This is a genomic window from Anaerotignum sp., from assembly GCF_030625865.1.
GTDB lineage: Bacteria > Bacillota > Clostridia > Lachnospirales > Anaerotignaceae > Chakrabartyella.
Genome location: NZ_DAOUQB010000016.1, coordinates 46077 through 62359, shown reverse-complemented (window position 1 = coordinate 62359; position 16283 = coordinate 46077). Strand labels below are relative to the sequence as shown.

10 protein-coding genes and 1 other annotated feature are annotated in these 16283 nt (G+C 36.4%); of the genes, 8 read left to right on the top strand and 2 right to left on the bottom strand.

The genetic code is table 11. The features are described from left to right. Window positions 1–1985, top strand: a 1985-nt coding sequence (locus tag P9Q65_RS06460; protein WP_304508551.1) for a PolC-type DNA polymerase III, incomplete at its 5' end; no start/stop codon positions are given. A gap of 142 nt (window positions 1986–2127) precedes the next feature. Here the strand turns inward: P9Q65_RS06460 and P9Q65_RS06455 are convergent. Then, entirely contained in the window at window positions 2128–2709 is a 582-nt protein-coding gene (locus tag P9Q65_RS06455; protein ID WP_304508550.1) for a DUF1836 domain-containing protein, read from the bottom strand. Between the two features lie 160 nt (window positions 2710–2869). Between P9Q65_RS06455 and trhA the strand changes: the two genes are divergently transcribed. The 7 genes from trhA to P9Q65_RS06420 all read left to right on the top strand — a co-directional run bounded on the left by trhA (window position 2870) and on the right by P9Q65_RS06420 (window position 12711). Further along, window positions 2870–3523, top strand: coding sequence for a PAQR family membrane homeostasis protein TrhA (gene trhA, locus P9Q65_RS06450; protein WP_304508549.1), 654 nt, complete (start codon window positions 2870–2872; stop codon window positions 3521–3523). 226 nt (window positions 3524–3749) lie between these two features. Beyond that, entirely contained in the window at window positions 3750–4241 is a 492-nt protein-coding gene (locus P9Q65_RS06445; protein WP_304508548.1) for a MarR family winged helix-turn-helix transcriptional regulator, read from the top strand. Then, window positions 4238–5974: an ABC transporter ATP-binding protein gene (locus tag P9Q65_RS06440; RefSeq protein WP_304508547.1), complete on the top strand. Its 1737-nt coding sequence runs from the start codon at window positions 4238–4240 to the stop codon at window positions 5972–5974. The genes P9Q65_RS06445 and P9Q65_RS06440 overlap by 4 nt, the downstream gene beginning before the upstream one ends. Next, window positions 5967–7763 carry an ABC transporter ATP-binding protein gene (locus P9Q65_RS06435; RefSeq protein WP_304508546.1) on the top strand — a complete coding sequence of 599 codons (1797 nt, stop codon included), beginning with the start codon at window positions 5967–5969 and terminating at the stop codon, window positions 7761–7763. The genes P9Q65_RS06440 and P9Q65_RS06435 overlap by 8 nt, the downstream gene beginning before the upstream one ends. Window positions 7764–7846: 83 nt before the next feature. Then, window positions 7847–8065 (top strand) — a binding site (T-box leader). Window positions 8066–8286: 221 nt separating this feature from the next. After that, window positions 8287–10698, top strand: coding sequence for a leucine--tRNA ligase (gene leuS, locus P9Q65_RS06430; protein WP_304508545.1), 2412 nt, complete (start codon window positions 8287–8289; stop codon window positions 10696–10698). Window positions 10699–10777: 79 nt separating this feature from the next. After that, window positions 10778–11455 (top strand): 4'-phosphopantetheinyl transferase family protein, encoded by a 678-nt coding sequence (locus tag P9Q65_RS06425; RefSeq protein WP_304508544.1) that lies wholly within the window; start codon window positions 10778–10780, stop codon window positions 11453–11455. Window positions 11456–11535: 80 nt separating this feature from the next. Then, window positions 11536–12711 (top strand): murein hydrolase activator EnvC family protein, encoded by a 1176-nt coding sequence (locus P9Q65_RS06420; protein WP_304508543.1) that lies wholly within the window; start codon window positions 11536–11538, stop codon window positions 12709–12711. A 584-nt stretch (window positions 12712–13295) separates the two neighbouring features. On the opposite strand, the gene P9Q65_RS06415 is transcribed toward P9Q65_RS06420, so the two are convergent. After that, window positions 13296–16205, bottom strand: coding sequence for an insulinase family protein (locus tag P9Q65_RS06415; RefSeq protein WP_304508542.1), 2910 nt, complete (start codon window positions 16203–16205; stop codon window positions 13296–13298). Window positions 16206–16283 lie beyond the last annotated feature (78 nt).

Genomic DNA, 16283 nt, shown 5'->3' with positions numbered 1-16283 from the left:
TGGGTGAGGAGAAAGCAAAAGAAGTGGTAATCACCAATACCAATCTGATTGCAGATCGAATTGAGAAGATAAAACCCATTCCTGATGAAACCTTCCCCCCGAAAATTGAAGGTGCCGATGACCAGCTTCGACAGATTTGTATGGACAAGGCTCATTCTATTTATGGCGATCCGCTACCCGCAATTGTTCAAGAAAGACTGGAAACAGAGCTGAATTCTATCATCAGCAACGGTTATGCCGTCCTTTATATTATTGCACAGAAGTTAGTATGGAAATCTGTGGAGGATGGATATTTGGTTGGTTCTCGTGGCTCCGTAGGTTCTTCCTTCGCGGCGAATATGGCAGGGATTACAGAGGTAAACTCTTTGCCGCCCCATTATGTTTGCCCAAATTGTAAGTATTCAGATTTTGAGTCCGAAACGGTTAAAACCTATGCCATGGAGGAAGCCTGTGGTTGTGATATGCCAGATAAAAATTGTCCCGTTTGCGGTGAAAAACTACATAAGGATGGGCATGATATCCCTTTCCAGACATTTCTTGGTTTTGAAGGAGATAAGGAGCCGGATATTGACTTGAACTTTTCCGGCGAATACCAACAGCGAGCCCATGCTTATACAGAGGAGCTGTTCGGTGTGGGACATGTGTTTAAAGCTGGAACAATTGGAACCCTTGCAGACAAAACGGCTTACGGTTTTGTGAAAAAATATTTTGATGAGCGGGAAAAAACAGTACATAATGCCGAAATCAACCGTCTGGTTTTGGGATGTACCGGAATAAAAAGGACAACAGGTCAGCACCCTGGTGGGCTTATGGTTGTACCCAATGATCATAGTATCTTTGAGTTTTGTCCCATTCAACGTCCCGCAAATGATGTAAATTCAAAAATTACCACAACGCATTTTGATTATCACTCCATCAGCGGTCGATTACTAAAGCTAGACCTTTTAGGACACGATGATCCTACCGTAATTCGTATGCTTTATGATTTAACTGGCGTAAACCCCCAAACAGTACCTCTTGGTGATCCCGAAACAATGTCGTTATTTGAATCACCCCAGGCGTTAGGCGTCACCGAGGAAGAAATCAACTGTAAAACAGGAACATTAGGAATCCCCGAATTTGGTACAAAATTTGTTAGAGGAATGTTGTTAGATACAAAACCAAAAACTTTTGCTGATTTATTGCGAATTTCCGGGCTTTCTCACGGTACTGACGTGTGGCTTGGAAACGCCCAAACTTTAATAGAAAACGGTACCATTAGCTTAAAGGAAACCATATCTACCCGCGACAGCATTATGATTTACCTTATCAACAAAGGTGTAGATAGAAAAAAATCCTTTAAAATCATGGAAAAAGTTCGGAAAGGAAAAGGTTTGACAGAGGAAGATATCGCAGATATGAAAGCTAGCAATGTACCGGATTGGTATATTGAATCCTGTCAAAAAATTAAGTATATGTTTCCGAAAGCTCATGCTGCCGCTTATGTGATGATGGCATTTCGCATTGCTTATTTTAAAATCCATTATCCTGAGGCATATTATGCCGCTTATTTTACAGTAAGAGCCAGTGATGATTTTGACTATGCAGCCATGTGCAAGGGCTTGGATAAAGCAAAGGAAGCCATAAAAGAAATTCAGGCAAAAGGTATGGAGGCAACAACGAAAGATAAAAATAAACTCACTGTTTTGGAAATTATCGTTGAATTTTATGCCAGAGGTTTTCAATTTTTACCTATGGATCTTTATCAATCTGACAGTAAAAAGTTTATTGTAACAAAAGAAGGGCTCATACCCCCGTTTAATTCATTGCAAGGGCTGGGAACCAATGCGGCAGAAAGCATTGTAGAGGGAAGGGTAGGCGGAGAGTTCAACACTTTAGAAGAATTGAAAAATAGGACATCATTAGGTCGTTCTTTGATTGATTTGCTAAAAGATAATGGTGTACTCAATGGCATCCCTGAAACAAATCAGCTTAGTTTATTCTAATTGACAGTGAAGTAAAAAATATGCTTAAAGGATTTGAACATAATTTTTCTGGATTATTTATTAGCTGATCAGAAAATGAAAAATTTGGCAAGCATTCCTAATAAAAAAGCGTGTCTTCTTTTTTGAAGATACGCTTTTTTCCTTAAAAATATAAATCAAGAGCTCTTTCTGCTAGTTGCTTTTCAGCATTTGCACGAATGGCAAGAAGAAGAACCAGTAAGATTTTTTTTGCTTTTTCATCTTGATATTCATCAATCACATCTTTTGCAGGATTTGCGGTACTCTGCAATCCTTCTGCAACGGACTGCATATTTTGTTGAATGATCATTTGTACTTTGGTAAAGCCTTCATAAATATTCTGGATAAAGGTCTCCTGCTCTTCTTTGGATTTTGTAATCAGAACTGGCTGAAACAAAATGCCAATATCACGAATAGAGAGAACAGCCTTTAAATGATAAATCATAATCAATAACATTACATGGGTACGGCTGTACTTCTTTTTAATTGGAGCAGGAAAAATTTTAGCCTTTGTATAGTTATTAATCATTGTTTTCGTCAAAATTTTATCGTCTTCATAACGTTTATAATTTCTTAACGCTTTATCCATAAATGTTGTTACCTGATCCATATATAAATCAATATTAGGGATATCTTCCATTTCAATAATTCCCGAAACTTTGATTTCCTTCGTAAAGTTTTCTATAATTTTATCTAGTGTGACCATTGTTTCACCTCAAATTCTCCTGTTGTTTTTTTATTATATAGCATTTGAAAAAATGCTTCAAGTCTTATTTCCGAATTCTTCTTGCACTATTATAAATAATGTGCTATTATATGGATATAACTATAAGTAGTATTTAAAACTACATGAAGGAGTTGTAATAATGGAAAGAATCAAAGTTAAAATTAAAGACCCAATCAGTGCTTTGACACATTTTATCGGATTTCTAGCGGTAATTCCTTGCTTTATTTTATTGATGCAGGAAGCAAAACTAGAGGCAAGTGTTTGGCATCAATGGGGCTTTGCTGTATTTGGCATATCTTTATTACTGTTATATGGAGCCAGTACGATATATCATACGCTAAAACTGCCCCAAAGTAAAATCAATATTTTGCGTCGCATTGATCATATGATGATTTTTGTGCTAATTGCCGGAACTTATACGCCTATCTGTCTGGTATCCTTGCATGGCAAATGGGGATGGACAATGCTTATTCTCATTTGGGCATTTGCTTTGGCTGGAATTTTACTGAAAATTTTTTGGATGAATGCCCCCAGGTGGTTATCTACCCTTATTTATGTTGTGATGGGCTGGTTAGCTGTTGTTGTATTTGTTCCACTGGAAAAAGCAGTTAGCTGGCAAGGGATTGGTCTTTTATTAGCAGGTGGTATTGCTTACACAGCGGGAGCAGTTATTTATGCATTAAAAAAGCCGAATATTACTTTTAAAAATTTCGGATTTCATGAGATATTCCATGTTTTTGTTATGGTTGGTAGCAGTATTCATATTGCATTTATGTTCCAGTACGTATTATAATTTTTTAATTTTCATTGACAAATAAAAATATTCTGCTAAAATAGTTAGGTATCTAATGATTAGATATCTAACTATTTTTTTTTAACATTTTTTATATAGTCTTTTTTACTATTATATTTAAACACTTTTAAAAAAAATGCCAATGATTATAAGTAATATGGGAACCAGATTATATAGCTTTTGTGAATTATTGGTCAAAGCAGGGAAAAAATTAGGAGGAATAAAGATGCTTTTTTCTGATGAATTAGCAAAAAAAAGAGAAGCGATGGGAGATCATGTAACGGATTTTACATTTACGTTGAATGTACTGCTTAAGCTATATCATTTACATATGATGCGTAGTGCTCAGGAGATTGGGCTTTCTGCAGGACAACCTCGAATCTTAATGTCTCTTGCAGCCAAAAATTTGCAGACGCAGAAAGAATTGTCCCAATTTATTCGAATAAAACCTGCGTCTATGACTGATGCTTTAAAGAGGATGGAGCGTGATGAGCTAATTGTGCGCATACGAGATGAAAAAGACATGAGAAACATTCGGGTAAGTATAACAGAAAAGGGCAGAGAAAAATTTCAGGCTTTTATAGAAAAAGGCGCAACCTTAGATGAAGTGGGTTTCCGTGGTTTTTCCAAAGAGGAAAAGGAAGTCTTTCTTAGTTCGCTGATTCGGATTTTAGATAACATGAGTAGAGAGTTGCAAGAAATGAGGGAATGGGATTGAAGCTGATTTTAAAATATATGAAACCATATAAAGTTTTGGCAATTTTAGCACCATTATTTATGATGGTGGACGCCTCTTCGGAGTTAATCATGCCAAAGCTGATGACTCTTTTAATCAACAACGGTGTTGCAGGGGGAAATAGCAGTTATATTTTAAAGCTAGGCGGGGCAATGATAGCCATTGCAATTTTGGGCATCATTGGTGGTATTGGTTGTCTAATCTGTGCCAGCATTGTAAGCCAGAGAGCGGGAACAGATTTAAGAAAAGACCTGTTTATGAAAATTCAGGATTTTTCTTTTCATAATATAGACACATTTCAAACACCTTCGCTCATTACAAGATTAACCAATGACATTACTCAAATTCAGATGGTTATTCTTATGTCCTTGCGATTTTTGATTCGAGCACCCTTGCTCTGCTTTGGCAGCTTGATTATGGCCTTCAGTATTAATGCAAAACTAGCTGTAATATTTGTTATTGCGATTTTAATTTTGGGTCTAGTTACCTTTTTGGTTATGCGTAAGGGAATACCGAAATTTCAAATGGTTCAAAAAAAGTTAGATACCGTTAATACTGTTATGCGTGAATGTTTGGCGGGCATGCGGGTTGTCAAAGCTTTTGTTCGTCATGACTACGAAATGGAAAAGTTTGATATTGCAAATGAAGATTATAAAAACACAAATTTAAAAGCCTTTCGCATTGTGATATTAATGTTACCGGCAATGATGTTTATTTTAAATGTTTCTGTCATTGCAATCCTTTGGTTTGGTGGGGTTCAAGTGTATAATGGCTCCATGAGAATAGAAGAAATTATGGCCTTTATCACTTATTTAATGCAGATGATTATGTCGTTGATGATGATTGCTATGGTATTTATGTATGTTTCCAGAGCGCAGATTTCTCTCAATCGTGTAAATGAGGTTTTAAATGAAGAAATTGATATCGTAAATCCCACTGTTCCTGTTTTACCCGAGAAAGATCAAGGGAATGTTACGTTTCAGAACGTATTTTTCCGCTATAAAGGTGGCACAGGTGAACCGGTTTTAGAAAATGTCAACTTTACGGCAAAGGCAGGAGAAACCATCGGAATTTTGGGAGAAACGGGATCGGGCAAATCAACTTTGGTGAACTTAATGCCACGTTTATATGATGTTTCAGAAGGAGAAATTTGTATTGATGGGGTTGATGTACGAAAGTATCCCATACATGAATTGAGAAAAAAAGTTTCCGTGGTTCTTCAAGAAACCATATTATTTACAGGCACAATAAAAGAGAATATCAAATGGGGAAATAAAAATGCTACGGAAGAAGAAGTGATTGCAGCGGCAAAAGCTGCTCAGGCCCACGATTTTATTATGGAGATGCCAAAAGGTTATGATACAGAATTGGGACAAAAAGGTGTTAATGTTTCCGGCGGTCAAAAACAACGTATTTCTATAGCAAGAGCACTGATCCAAAATCCAAGTATTATTATTTTTGATGATAGTACCAGTGCCGTGGATTCTTTAACCGAAAAAAGAATTCGTCAATCTATGAAGGAATCTCATAGCCATTGCACAAAATTTATTATTGCCCAAAGAATCAGCTCTATTAAGAACGCAGACAAGATTATTGTTTTAAAAGATGGAAAAATTGCAGCAGAAGGTAACCATAATAAACTTATGGAAACTAGTTTGGATTACCAAGAAATTTATCAATCTCAAATGAAGAAAGGGGTAGTTTTAGATGCCTAGTCCCCGAATGGGCGGACATTCGCCTGTATCTAATAAAAAACCAAAGAATACCAAAAAGACTCTCAGCAGGCTTTTGCGTTATTTAAACAAATACTGGGTTTATTTGCTTATTTCAATAATTTCTATCGCTTTTGTTACACTGGGAACGGTTTTTGCAACTCGTTTGATTGGGGTTGCTATAGACAAATACATTGCAAAGTTTGACTTTAAGGGTTTAATTAAGATATGCGCTACACTTTTAGCAATTTATGCAGGAACCTCTTTTTGTATGTGGCTTCAAAGTAACTTGTTTCTAATTGTTGGGCAAAATGTCGTTGCTTCAATCCGTAAAGAAATATTTGAAAAGATACAAAAGTTGCCTTTAAAATACTTTGATAATACAACCCATGGTGAACTCATGAGTCGTGTAACAAACGATGTGGATAATATTTCTATGGCACTTAATTCCAGTATTTCTCAAGTATTTCAAAGTGGTTTGACTATATTTGGAACATTGGCAATGATGATTTATTTAAGCATTCCTTTGACCATTGCAACAATTATTTCCATACCCATTATGCTTATTGCCACAAAGGCCATTACTTCTCGTTCTAGAAAATATTATAAAGAAAAACAAGAACGCCTTGGGAAACTGAATGGCTTTATTGAGGAAATTATTTCAGGACAGAAAGTAGTAAAGGTTTTTTGTCAGGAGGAAGAAATGACGGAATCCTTTTCAAAAAGAAATGATGATCTGTTGCAGGTAGGTGTTCGGGCAGAAGTCTTTTCCGGGATGATCGGTCCCATTATGATGGCTCTTAATAATATGACTTATGCAATTGTGGTTGCCACAGGTGGATTTATGATGGTAGCGGGTTTCCCCATGACATTAGGCACAATTTCTAATTTCATCATTTTTTCCAGACAGTTCACAAGACCATTGAACGAACTGGCAAATCAAGTGAATGCCATGATGTCTGCTTTTGCCGGTGCCGAACGTGTATTTGAGGTGTTGGATGAAGCGGAAGAACTCGTTGATACTCCAGAAGCCCTAGAATTAAGGGAGGTGGAGGGAGAAGTGGTTCTTTCCGATGTTAATTTTTCTTATGAAGAAGGAAACCCTATATTAAAGGATGTAAACTTATATGCGAAACCAGGTCAAACCATTGCTTTAGTAGGCCCTACAGGGGCAGGCAAAACCACAATTATTAATTTATTAACACGCTTTTATGACATAGATAAAGGGACGATTACCATTGACGGCCGTAACATTAAAGCAATAAAACGCAATAGCTTGCGCTCAAGTTTGGGAATTGTATTACAAGACACCTATTTATTTACCGATACCATTCGTGAAAATATTCGTTACGGAAGATTGAATGCAACGGATGATGAAATTAAAAAAGCTGCAAAACTTGCCAACGCCCATGAATTTATCCGAAGGTTGCCAGACGGTTATGATACTGTATTATCAGATGGGGGTGGCAATTTAAGTCAGGGACAGCGGCAAATGCTTGCCATCGCAAGAGCTATATTGGCGAATCCTTCTGTTCTGATTCTTGATGAAGCAACCAGCAGTGTAGACACAAGGACAGAAGTAAAAATACAAGAAGCAATGCAGAACTTGATGAAAGGGCGCACGAACTTTGTGATTGCCCATCGTCTAAGCACAATAAAGGATGCAGATTTAATTGCAGTGGTAAATCATGGCCAAATTATTGAGCGGGGAAACCATGAGGAACTTATGAGAGAAAAAGGGTTTTACTATGCCTTATATAGTAACCAGTTTGATACAGAAAAGGCAGTTTGACCAAGCTTTGTAGACTGTATTCTTTTGAAAAACAGCTAAAAACACTTGATTTTTATTAGTAAATATGTTATAAATAAGTTCGTAAATAAACGTTGAAAAGGAAGAGTACAAAGCGATATTTTTTTTCAGAGAGTCGGCGGTTGGTGTGAGTCGATAAAGATGCGTTTTGGAACTGGCCTTGGAGTTTTGCCCAGAACATCAGCCTTGATTAGTAAGCGGCAACGGTAAGCCACCGTTATTGGTTTTGAGTGTGCCTATTGGCAAACTAGAGTGGTAACACGGAGTATCCCTTCGTCTCTAACTGAGACGAAGGTTTTTTTATTTACCATGCATTTATCAGCTTTCGGTTTGAAAAAGATAAATTCCTTCGCTTGTAGGTAAGGTATAACCACAAAAAGGGAGTTTTGCCCCACTAAAACGAAATAAATGGCTAATTCTATTTTGTTTTTACCCAAAATGGGCAACAATTACGTTGGTAAATAATCTGGTTTTTGATGATAGATTATGTTGAGGAGGAATTTTAATGAACAGTCGCTATGAATTTGCAGAAATCGAAAAAAAATGGCGTGAGGAGTGGGAAAAGCACCCCGTAAACGTAGAAGATGATAAAAAGCCGAAATTTTATTGCTTAGATATGTTTCCCTATCCATCCGGTACAGGGCTTCACGTTGGACATTGGAGAGGTTATGTACTGAGTGATGTAGTCAGCAGATATAAAGTGCTTCAAGGCTATCAAGTATTGCATCCCATGGGATGGGACGCTTTTGGTTTGCCTGCTGAAAACTTTGCAATTAAAAATAATGTTCATCCACGCATTTCCACCGCAGATAATATTGCAAATGTAAAACGTCAGCTCCACGAAATCAGTGCTATTTACGATTGGGATAAAGAAGTTGATACCACAGATCCTGCTTATTATAAATGGACACAGTGGATTTTTGTTCAAATGTTTAAACAAGGGTTGGCATACGAGAAAGAAATGCCTTTGAACTGGTGCCCAAGCTGTAAATGTGTTTTGGCAAATGAAGAAGCTGCCGGCGGCACATGTGAGCGCTGTGGTGCAACAGTTACTAAGAAAAACCTTCGCCAGTGGATGTTGAAAATCACAGCATATGCAGATAGACTGCTGGAAGATTTACAAAAACTGGATTGGTCTGATAAAGTAAAAAAGATGCAGTCAGATTGGATTGGCAAAAGCTATGGTGCCGAGGTTGATTTTAACGTAAGTGGCGGCGACAATAAAATCTCTGTTTATACAACAAGGCCAGACACCCTTCATGGATGTACCTTTATGGTTTTGGCTCCTGAATATAAAGGTCTTGCTGAAATTCTAGCACCCGAATGTAAAGAAGCAGTGGAAAAATACTGTTTCGATGCATCTACCAAATCTTCGGTTGACCGTTTGACAGATAAAGAAAAAACAGGTGTATTTACTGGTACTTATTGCGTAAACCCGGTAAATGGCAAAGAAATTCCTGTTTGGGTTGCGGATTATGTATTGGCTGATTACGGTACAGGTGCAGTAATGTGCGTACCTGCCCACGATGAACGTGACTTTGAGTTTGCTACAAAGTTTAAATTACCCATCATTCAAGTGATTTTGCCTGAAGGCGAAGAAGAAAAGCCTTTGACAGAAGCTTATGTAGGTGACGGCGTCATCATTAACTCCGGGGAATGGAATGGTATGAAGGCGTTTGAGGCAAAGAAGAAAGTTCCTCACATCATGGAAGAACAGGGCATTGGTAAGAAAACCGTTAATTATAAGCTGCGTGACTGGGTATTCTCCAGACAAAGATATTGGGGAGAACCTATTCCCATTATCCATTGTGAACATTGTGGTGCTGTTCCTGTTCCCGAAGATCAATTGCCTGTATTGCTTCCTAACGTAGAATCTTATAAGCCTACGGATACCGGTGAATCTCCTTTGGCTCATATAGATGAGTGGGTAAATACAACTTGCCCCGTATGTGGCATGCCGGCAAAGAGAGAAACAAATACAATGCCTCAGTGGGCTGGCTCCAGTTGGTATTTCCTGCGTTACGTGGATAATCACAACAATGACCAGTTGGCTAGCATGAAAGCTCTGAAAAAATGGGCTCCTGTTGATTTATATGTTGGCGGTATTGAACACGCTGTATTGCACTTGTTGTATGCTCGTTTCTATACAAAGTTCTTATATGATATTGGTGCAGTGCCTTTTGAAGAACCTTTCCAGAAATTATTTAATCAGGGCATGATTACAAAGAATGGCGGAAAAATGAGTAAATCTTTGGGTAACGTAGTTTCTCCTGATGAATTGGTAGAAAATTATGGTTGTGACTCACTGAGAATGTACGAGCTGTTTGTTGGTCCCCCTGAAATGGATTGTGACTGGGATGATAGCGGTATTGACGGCGTATTCCGTTTCCTGAATAGAATTTGGAAGATGGTCTACACCAATAAAGATTCAGGGGTACAAGCAGGCAAAGAAGAAGAATTTATTTGCAACAAACTGATTGCTGATATTACCAGCCGTTTGGAAGCTTTAACAATGAATACCGTTGTTAGTGGTTTTATGGAATACTCCAATAAACTGAATGATATTGCTAAAAAACAAGGCGGTTTATCGAAAGAAACTTTGGACACTATGGTAATTTTACTGGCTCCTTTTGCTCCCCATATTTCAGAAGAGCTTTGGAAAGAATTGGGGCACGAGGGCTCTGTATTCGCAGCAGGCTGGCCAAAAGTTGATGAAAGTAAGCTTGTGCAGGATACAATTGAAATTGCAATTCAAGTTGCTGGTAAATTAAGAGGAACAATGGAAATTTCCACCAATGCAACAAAGGACGAAGTTTTGGTTAAAGCAAAAGAAGTTTTGGGCAACCGCTTAGACGGAAAAGAAGTTGTAAAAGAAATTTATGTACCAGGTAAAATTGTAAACTTAATTGTGAAATAAGTCTTTAATAATATGGAGGCAGAGCTGTAAGAGCACGTTCTCAAACAGCTCTGCTTTTTATGCTAAGAGGTGTTTCAAAATGGTGGAACTACTGATAATGGACGCAGATGAACTGAAAGATTCAGAAAAATTTGAAACTGCTATGGAACTTGTGGGGGAGCAAAGGCGCAATAAAGTTGAAAGACTATTTAAGGAAGAAAGTAAAAGACTTTCTTTGGCAGCCGGTCTTTTATTAAGGTATGCCTTTTTTTCTGTCAATCAAGCAAAGCTTTATACTGAAATAGAAGTTACTGCTAACGGTAAACCTTATCTACCGAATAAGGAATACTATTTCAGCTTGTCCCATTCCGGTCGGTATGCGATTTGCACTTTTTCCAAGGTTCCGGTAGGTTGTGATATTGAAAAAACACGGGACAAATTGCCACGAACCACCAAAATTTTCTCTATTCAAGAGGAAAAAGAATTCATCACTTTGGAAGAAAAGGAAAAAAGACAAATTTTTTTTCAGCTGTGGACGTGTAAGGAAAGCATAACTAAGTTGATAGGCAAGGGAATTGCTTATCCTTTTGAATCCTTTTCCGTATTGCATGAGAACCAGGTGAAGGAATCAGTTTTTATTGATGAAAGATATTTCTATTTGAAATCCTTTCATCAAATAGAAAATTACGCAATTTCAGTGTGCACTGAGACTTCAAAAATTACCTGGGAAATAAAAAAAATGAATTGGTATAATTTGATTAAAATTAAAAACACATAATTAGCTATTTAAAGTTGAAAATTGTCACAAAATCTGTATAATATAAAGAGACAAATTGTGATAATAATGAGGTTTTTACGATGAAAATTTTAAAAAAAGCTACTTGCCTTGTTTTAGCGGGATTTTTGACCATTGGGGTTTTTCCCTCATATAAAACAGGTGCAGCAACCGTTGCGGAATTGGAGGCAAAAAGAAAGACACTTGCTCAACAAACTGCAAATGCAAGAAAAGAAATAGAAAATTTAAATTCAAAGCAATCTTCTGTTGAAGATGAAATTAATGCTATGGATAAGGTCATGAATAGTTTGCAGGCAGAACTAGATAATGCTCAATCAGATTTGGATGAGTTAACAGAAGCTTTAACCGCTGCTGAAAAGGCGTTGGAGGAAGCATCTGCCAAACGAGAAAAGCAATTTCAGCTTTTAGGCAGTCGTATGCGCTTTCTTCAACAAAAGGGTTCATCAGGTTATTTGGAAATTCTTTTGGAATCAGAAAGCTTTTCCGATTTGTTTTTAAGAATGCAATATGTTAATGATATCATGATGTTTGACAAGGATATTTTGGACGAACTGCAAAAAATTCAAGATACCATTCAAACAAAAAAGGATGAAATCGCTGAAAACCAAGCTGCTCAAGCTGAAGTTGTTGCGATACAAAAAGAAAAAGTAGAGAGTATGCAAAGCTTAATTTCCGAAAAACAAGCTGTGATGGCGTCTTATGCCAAAGATGTAAAGAAGCAGGAACAATTAATCGCCGCAAACGCAAAGGCAGATCAACAGGTATTGAACTTAATTGCACAGCAGTCCGGAAGCGCAACACCGTATTATACAGGGAACGGATCATTAGGCTGGCCGGTTCCCTCAAGAGCGGCTTCTTCCTCTAGCTTAAGCAGTGGATTTGTCCATAGAATAAATCCTGTTACAGGAAAAAGCGAAAATCATAGCGGCTACGATATTCCTGCGTCATATGGTTCAGCGATTGTTGCAGCAGAAGCCGGTAAAGTTACATATTCCGGATGGATGAATGGATACGGTTATACAATCATTATTGATCATGGTGGCGGACTTTCTACCCTTTATGGTCATAATTCTTCGCTCGTTGTTTCAAAAGGTCAAATGGTTACGAGAGGGCAGACAATTGCGAAATGCGGCAGTACTGGTTTATCTACAGGAAATCATTGCCATTTCTCAGTTTTAGTAAATGGAAAATATGTCAATCCCCAATCTTATTTGGGCGTTCAAAATGTAGGATATTAATTTAGTAGGATATGAATTTAATAGTTAGTAGAGTGTAATTTAAAAATCCTCGTCAAAACTTTTGTAAGTATAGTTTTCGATGAGGATTTTTTTGTTTTAAAAGAACTATGTTTACCATAATAATATTATGTAGATCTGCGTTACTCTAAAATTTTGAAGGAGTCATACAAATAAGTGTCGAGGGGAAAAATCATTTTACTTAGATAGTTTGAAGTGGTGATAGATAATACAAATTTAAAAACTATTCGTGAATGTATTATAACTTCGTAAATTTATACATTTTTCTGATAATTTTGATTTGGCGTATGATAGGCTTTGTGATTTGATTGAGAAAAATAGGGGTTCTGACAGGATTGGGATTTTTGAATGTGTACTTAGTGAGATTCGGTTGACTGGATGGGAAAAAGCTAAATTGTTTGATGTGTTGTGGAATATGGATTGATGCTGTTGCTATAGCAAAATAGCAATAATTATTCGCAAAACGATAGTTTTGCGAATAATTATAAACAACCCCCATTCAGCTACCACCAATCTGTGCTATAGCAAAACCCGTAGATATTTTCTACGGGTTTTGCTACATTTAATTATGGGATTAGTTTTTGAATAGAATCAAAGAATTCTTTATTATTTTCAATTTTACTTTCATTTCCAATAGTACAATAATTTTTCATTTTTGCAATGTCTTGAAGCAATTCCGCAAAATGTAAAATATCATTTTGATTCGTTTGAATAATTTGATTTCGTTCAATTATTTCAAAATTTTGTTCAAACCCACGATATTCTTTATTAATTGCATCATTAAGTTTATCCATATTTGTTTTTGGCTGATCTATTCGATTTATGGTACCCAAAATATATTTTGTCATCTCTCTATCAGAAACATTAAAATTTCTTAGTTTTCCCCATAATTCTGTATAAATTTTATAGGTATTAATCATGTTTGGATCTCGGTATGAGTAAAAATAGCAAAGTCCGTTTTTTTGAAAATTGCATCCACTGCCATAAGCACCGCCTTTCACACGGACCTCATTCCACAGATACTCCAAATTCAATATAGTTTTTAATACCTGCATCTTTCCGCTATAAGCATATCCATATTTTTTAAAATCAGCGGCAAATACATTATAAAGTACTTCCCCATTGGCTGTGAACGCGATAGAGGATGTTTTTCTGACAAAATTATAGTTTCTGGGTCTAGTTTCTGAGCCTAAATCTAGACTTTCAACAATATTGTCTCTGACAAAAACTGCACTTTTCATTACACTTTCTTCACAGCCTATAGAAATATTAAAGTTCTTTTTGGTGAACAAAATCTCTGCTGTTTCCTTTAATTTTTCTATTACTTTTTCCGGAATTTCAGAAAGAAGTTTATCAATATTGGTAAGAAAATGGAAATATTCAATTCCACTAGTGATTTCGTTGATTTTCCCCCCCATGGATAACTGACCAACAGAATAATGGATTCCTTCTATATGGGAGTAATTTAAAAGATAATTTTCACCTCTTATTTTTGCAGCACGAACAATCTTTTTGAGATTTTCCAATGCATCAAAATTTGTATTCAACAAAATTTCTTTGATCAATTCTGCAACCTCTATGAAATCTTCTTTTAAAAATTTACTTTTTAGTGTGAGAAATGCACGGTACTCTTCTGTATTTTTACTATAAATATCATTGTGGAATGATAATCCTCCAAAAACCTTATTTGTTATCAAAGGTAATTCTTGATATGAATACTTTTGGGTATCTAATTTTCCTAAAATATCCGTTAGGAGACCTGCGTAGGGCAGTAATTCTTCACTCAAACAATCTGTATCAAAATGCAGTTTTAAGTATACAATCCCGTTGCTTTCCATAGGAACAAATATTTGGCTACCCTCTCCTACCCTACTTTTGGTGTAATCAGATACAGGTGGGTTAGTATTTATTTGTGATAATTGAAGGATAGGAATCTGTGCCAAAACTTCCGGTGAGTCTTCTGTATGCTGAAAAATCTCTAGTTTTTTTTTATCATCGTAAATTTGTTGCAAATCCTTTTCGGCAAATATCGCCTTCTTTTCTTTCATTTTAATTTGAAAGGCTTCTTGTATCACTTTTGTCTTATTCTTATCTGGAGAAAAAACAAGGATATTCTTTTGGGGATTCAGTAGAATATGGTTCCTAATAATTTTCTTCCAATCAAAATTAGGGCTTTTAATCTTTTCTAATATTTCAAAATGTCGTAAACATTGAACAGGACTTTTTCCATGAAGCCAGCTTTTCATTGATTTCATTCCATAAATGAGCCCCTTTGGTGTTGAACCATAATCCTCTTCTTTTAATAGGAAAGCAAGCCTTCTTATGCTGCTTGCAAGAAGTTCCTCGTCCAGGCCTTCCCGTAGTATGTTTTCTAATGTTTGATTGATGATCTCTTCAAATTCCTCTGCTTTGGAAATATCCGCATTTTTTGCAACAATACTAAAAACCATTTCAAAAGTTGAGGAATCAAACCACCCCTCTGCTTCATCACAAATATTTCTATCCGTAAGAGCGATTTTTAACGCAGATGCATTTGTTTCCAACAAAACATAGGAAAGAATCTGTACGGCCATGGTAAGTTCTTCATCGGTACACAGCCCCACATTTACAGAATACGCCAAATAGCCCGTTTCCTCTTGGCTATCCGATGGAAATGTCTCATGGCTTTTTTTGTCGAAAATCATACCTTTCGTCTCGATGATTTCCGGTAAATCAAAAGAACGTTCAAAACCATTTAAGTATTCATCCCCAATATGCACCAAACACCGTTCTAAATCCATATCACCATACAAATAAATATATGAATTGGAAGGATGATAGTATTTTTTATGAAAAGAAAGGAATTTTTCGTATGTTAGATCCGGGATTGCAACAGGGTCTCCCCCCGACTCAAATCCATAGGTTGTTTTTCCGAACAAACTTTTGGAAATAGCTCCTTGCAGCAAACTTTCTGGGTCAGAAAGCGCCCCTTTCATTTCATTATAAACAACCCCTGTAATATCAAGAGCTTCCGTTTCTTGGTTTACAAGATAACGCCAGCCTTCTTGCATAAAAATTTCTTTTTTTGCGTATATGTTTGGATAAAATACAGCATCCAAATAAACATCCATTAAATTGTGAAAATCCTCTTCGTTACAGCTTGCAATAGGATACATCGTTTTATCTGCATAGGTTAACGCATTCAAAAAAGTATTTAAAGAGCCCTTTGCCAATTCATTGAAGGGATCTTTGGATGCATATTTTCTTGAACCGCATAATACAGAATGCTCTAAAATATGTGGTGTTCCACAATCATCCTCTGGTGGTGTTTTAAATGATATGGAAAAAACTTTGTTATTATCGTTAGATTTTATATAAAAAAGTCTGGCCCCGCTTTTTATATGTTCAAATAAATAAGCGTCTCCGTGAATATCCGATATAGTTTCTTTTTCCTTTAACTGAAAGCCATGTAAAACAGCGTTGAGTTTTAACTCCATAGAATGTCCTCCTTTGATTTTAACAAGATATATATATTAAATTTTGTTTTACATAAGTAAATGTAGCTTGCATTTTAG

Coding starts and splice junctions, on each gene's coding strand:
- P9Q65_RS06455 (WP_304508550.1), bottom strand. CDS start 2,709: ATGGTCACACTAGATAAAATTATAGAAAACTTTACGAAGGAAATCAAA.
- trhA (WP_304508549.1), top strand. CDS start 2,870: ATGGAAAGAATCAAAGTTAAAATTAAAGACCCAATCAGTGCTTTGACA.
- P9Q65_RS06445 (WP_304508548.1), top strand. CDS start 3,750: ATGCTTTTTTCTGATGAATTAGCAAAAAAAAGAGAAGCGATGGGAGAT.
- P9Q65_RS06435 (WP_304508546.1), top strand. CDS start 5,967: ATGCCTAGTCCCCGAATGGGCGGACATTCGCCTGTATCTAATAAAAAA.
- leuS (WP_304508545.1), top strand. CDS start 8,287: ATGAACAGTCGCTATGAATTTGCAGAAATCGAAAAAAAATGGCGTGAG.
- P9Q65_RS06425 (WP_304508544.1), top strand. CDS start 10,778: ATGGTGGAACTACTGATAATGGACGCAGATGAACTGAAAGATTCAGAA.
- P9Q65_RS06420 (WP_304508543.1), top strand. CDS start 11,536: ATGAAAATTTTAAAAAAAGCTACTTGCCTTGTTTTAGCGGGATTTTTG.
- P9Q65_RS06415 (WP_304508542.1), bottom strand. CDS start 16,205: ATGGAGTTAAAACTCAACGCTGTTTTACATGGCTTTCAGTTAAAGGAA.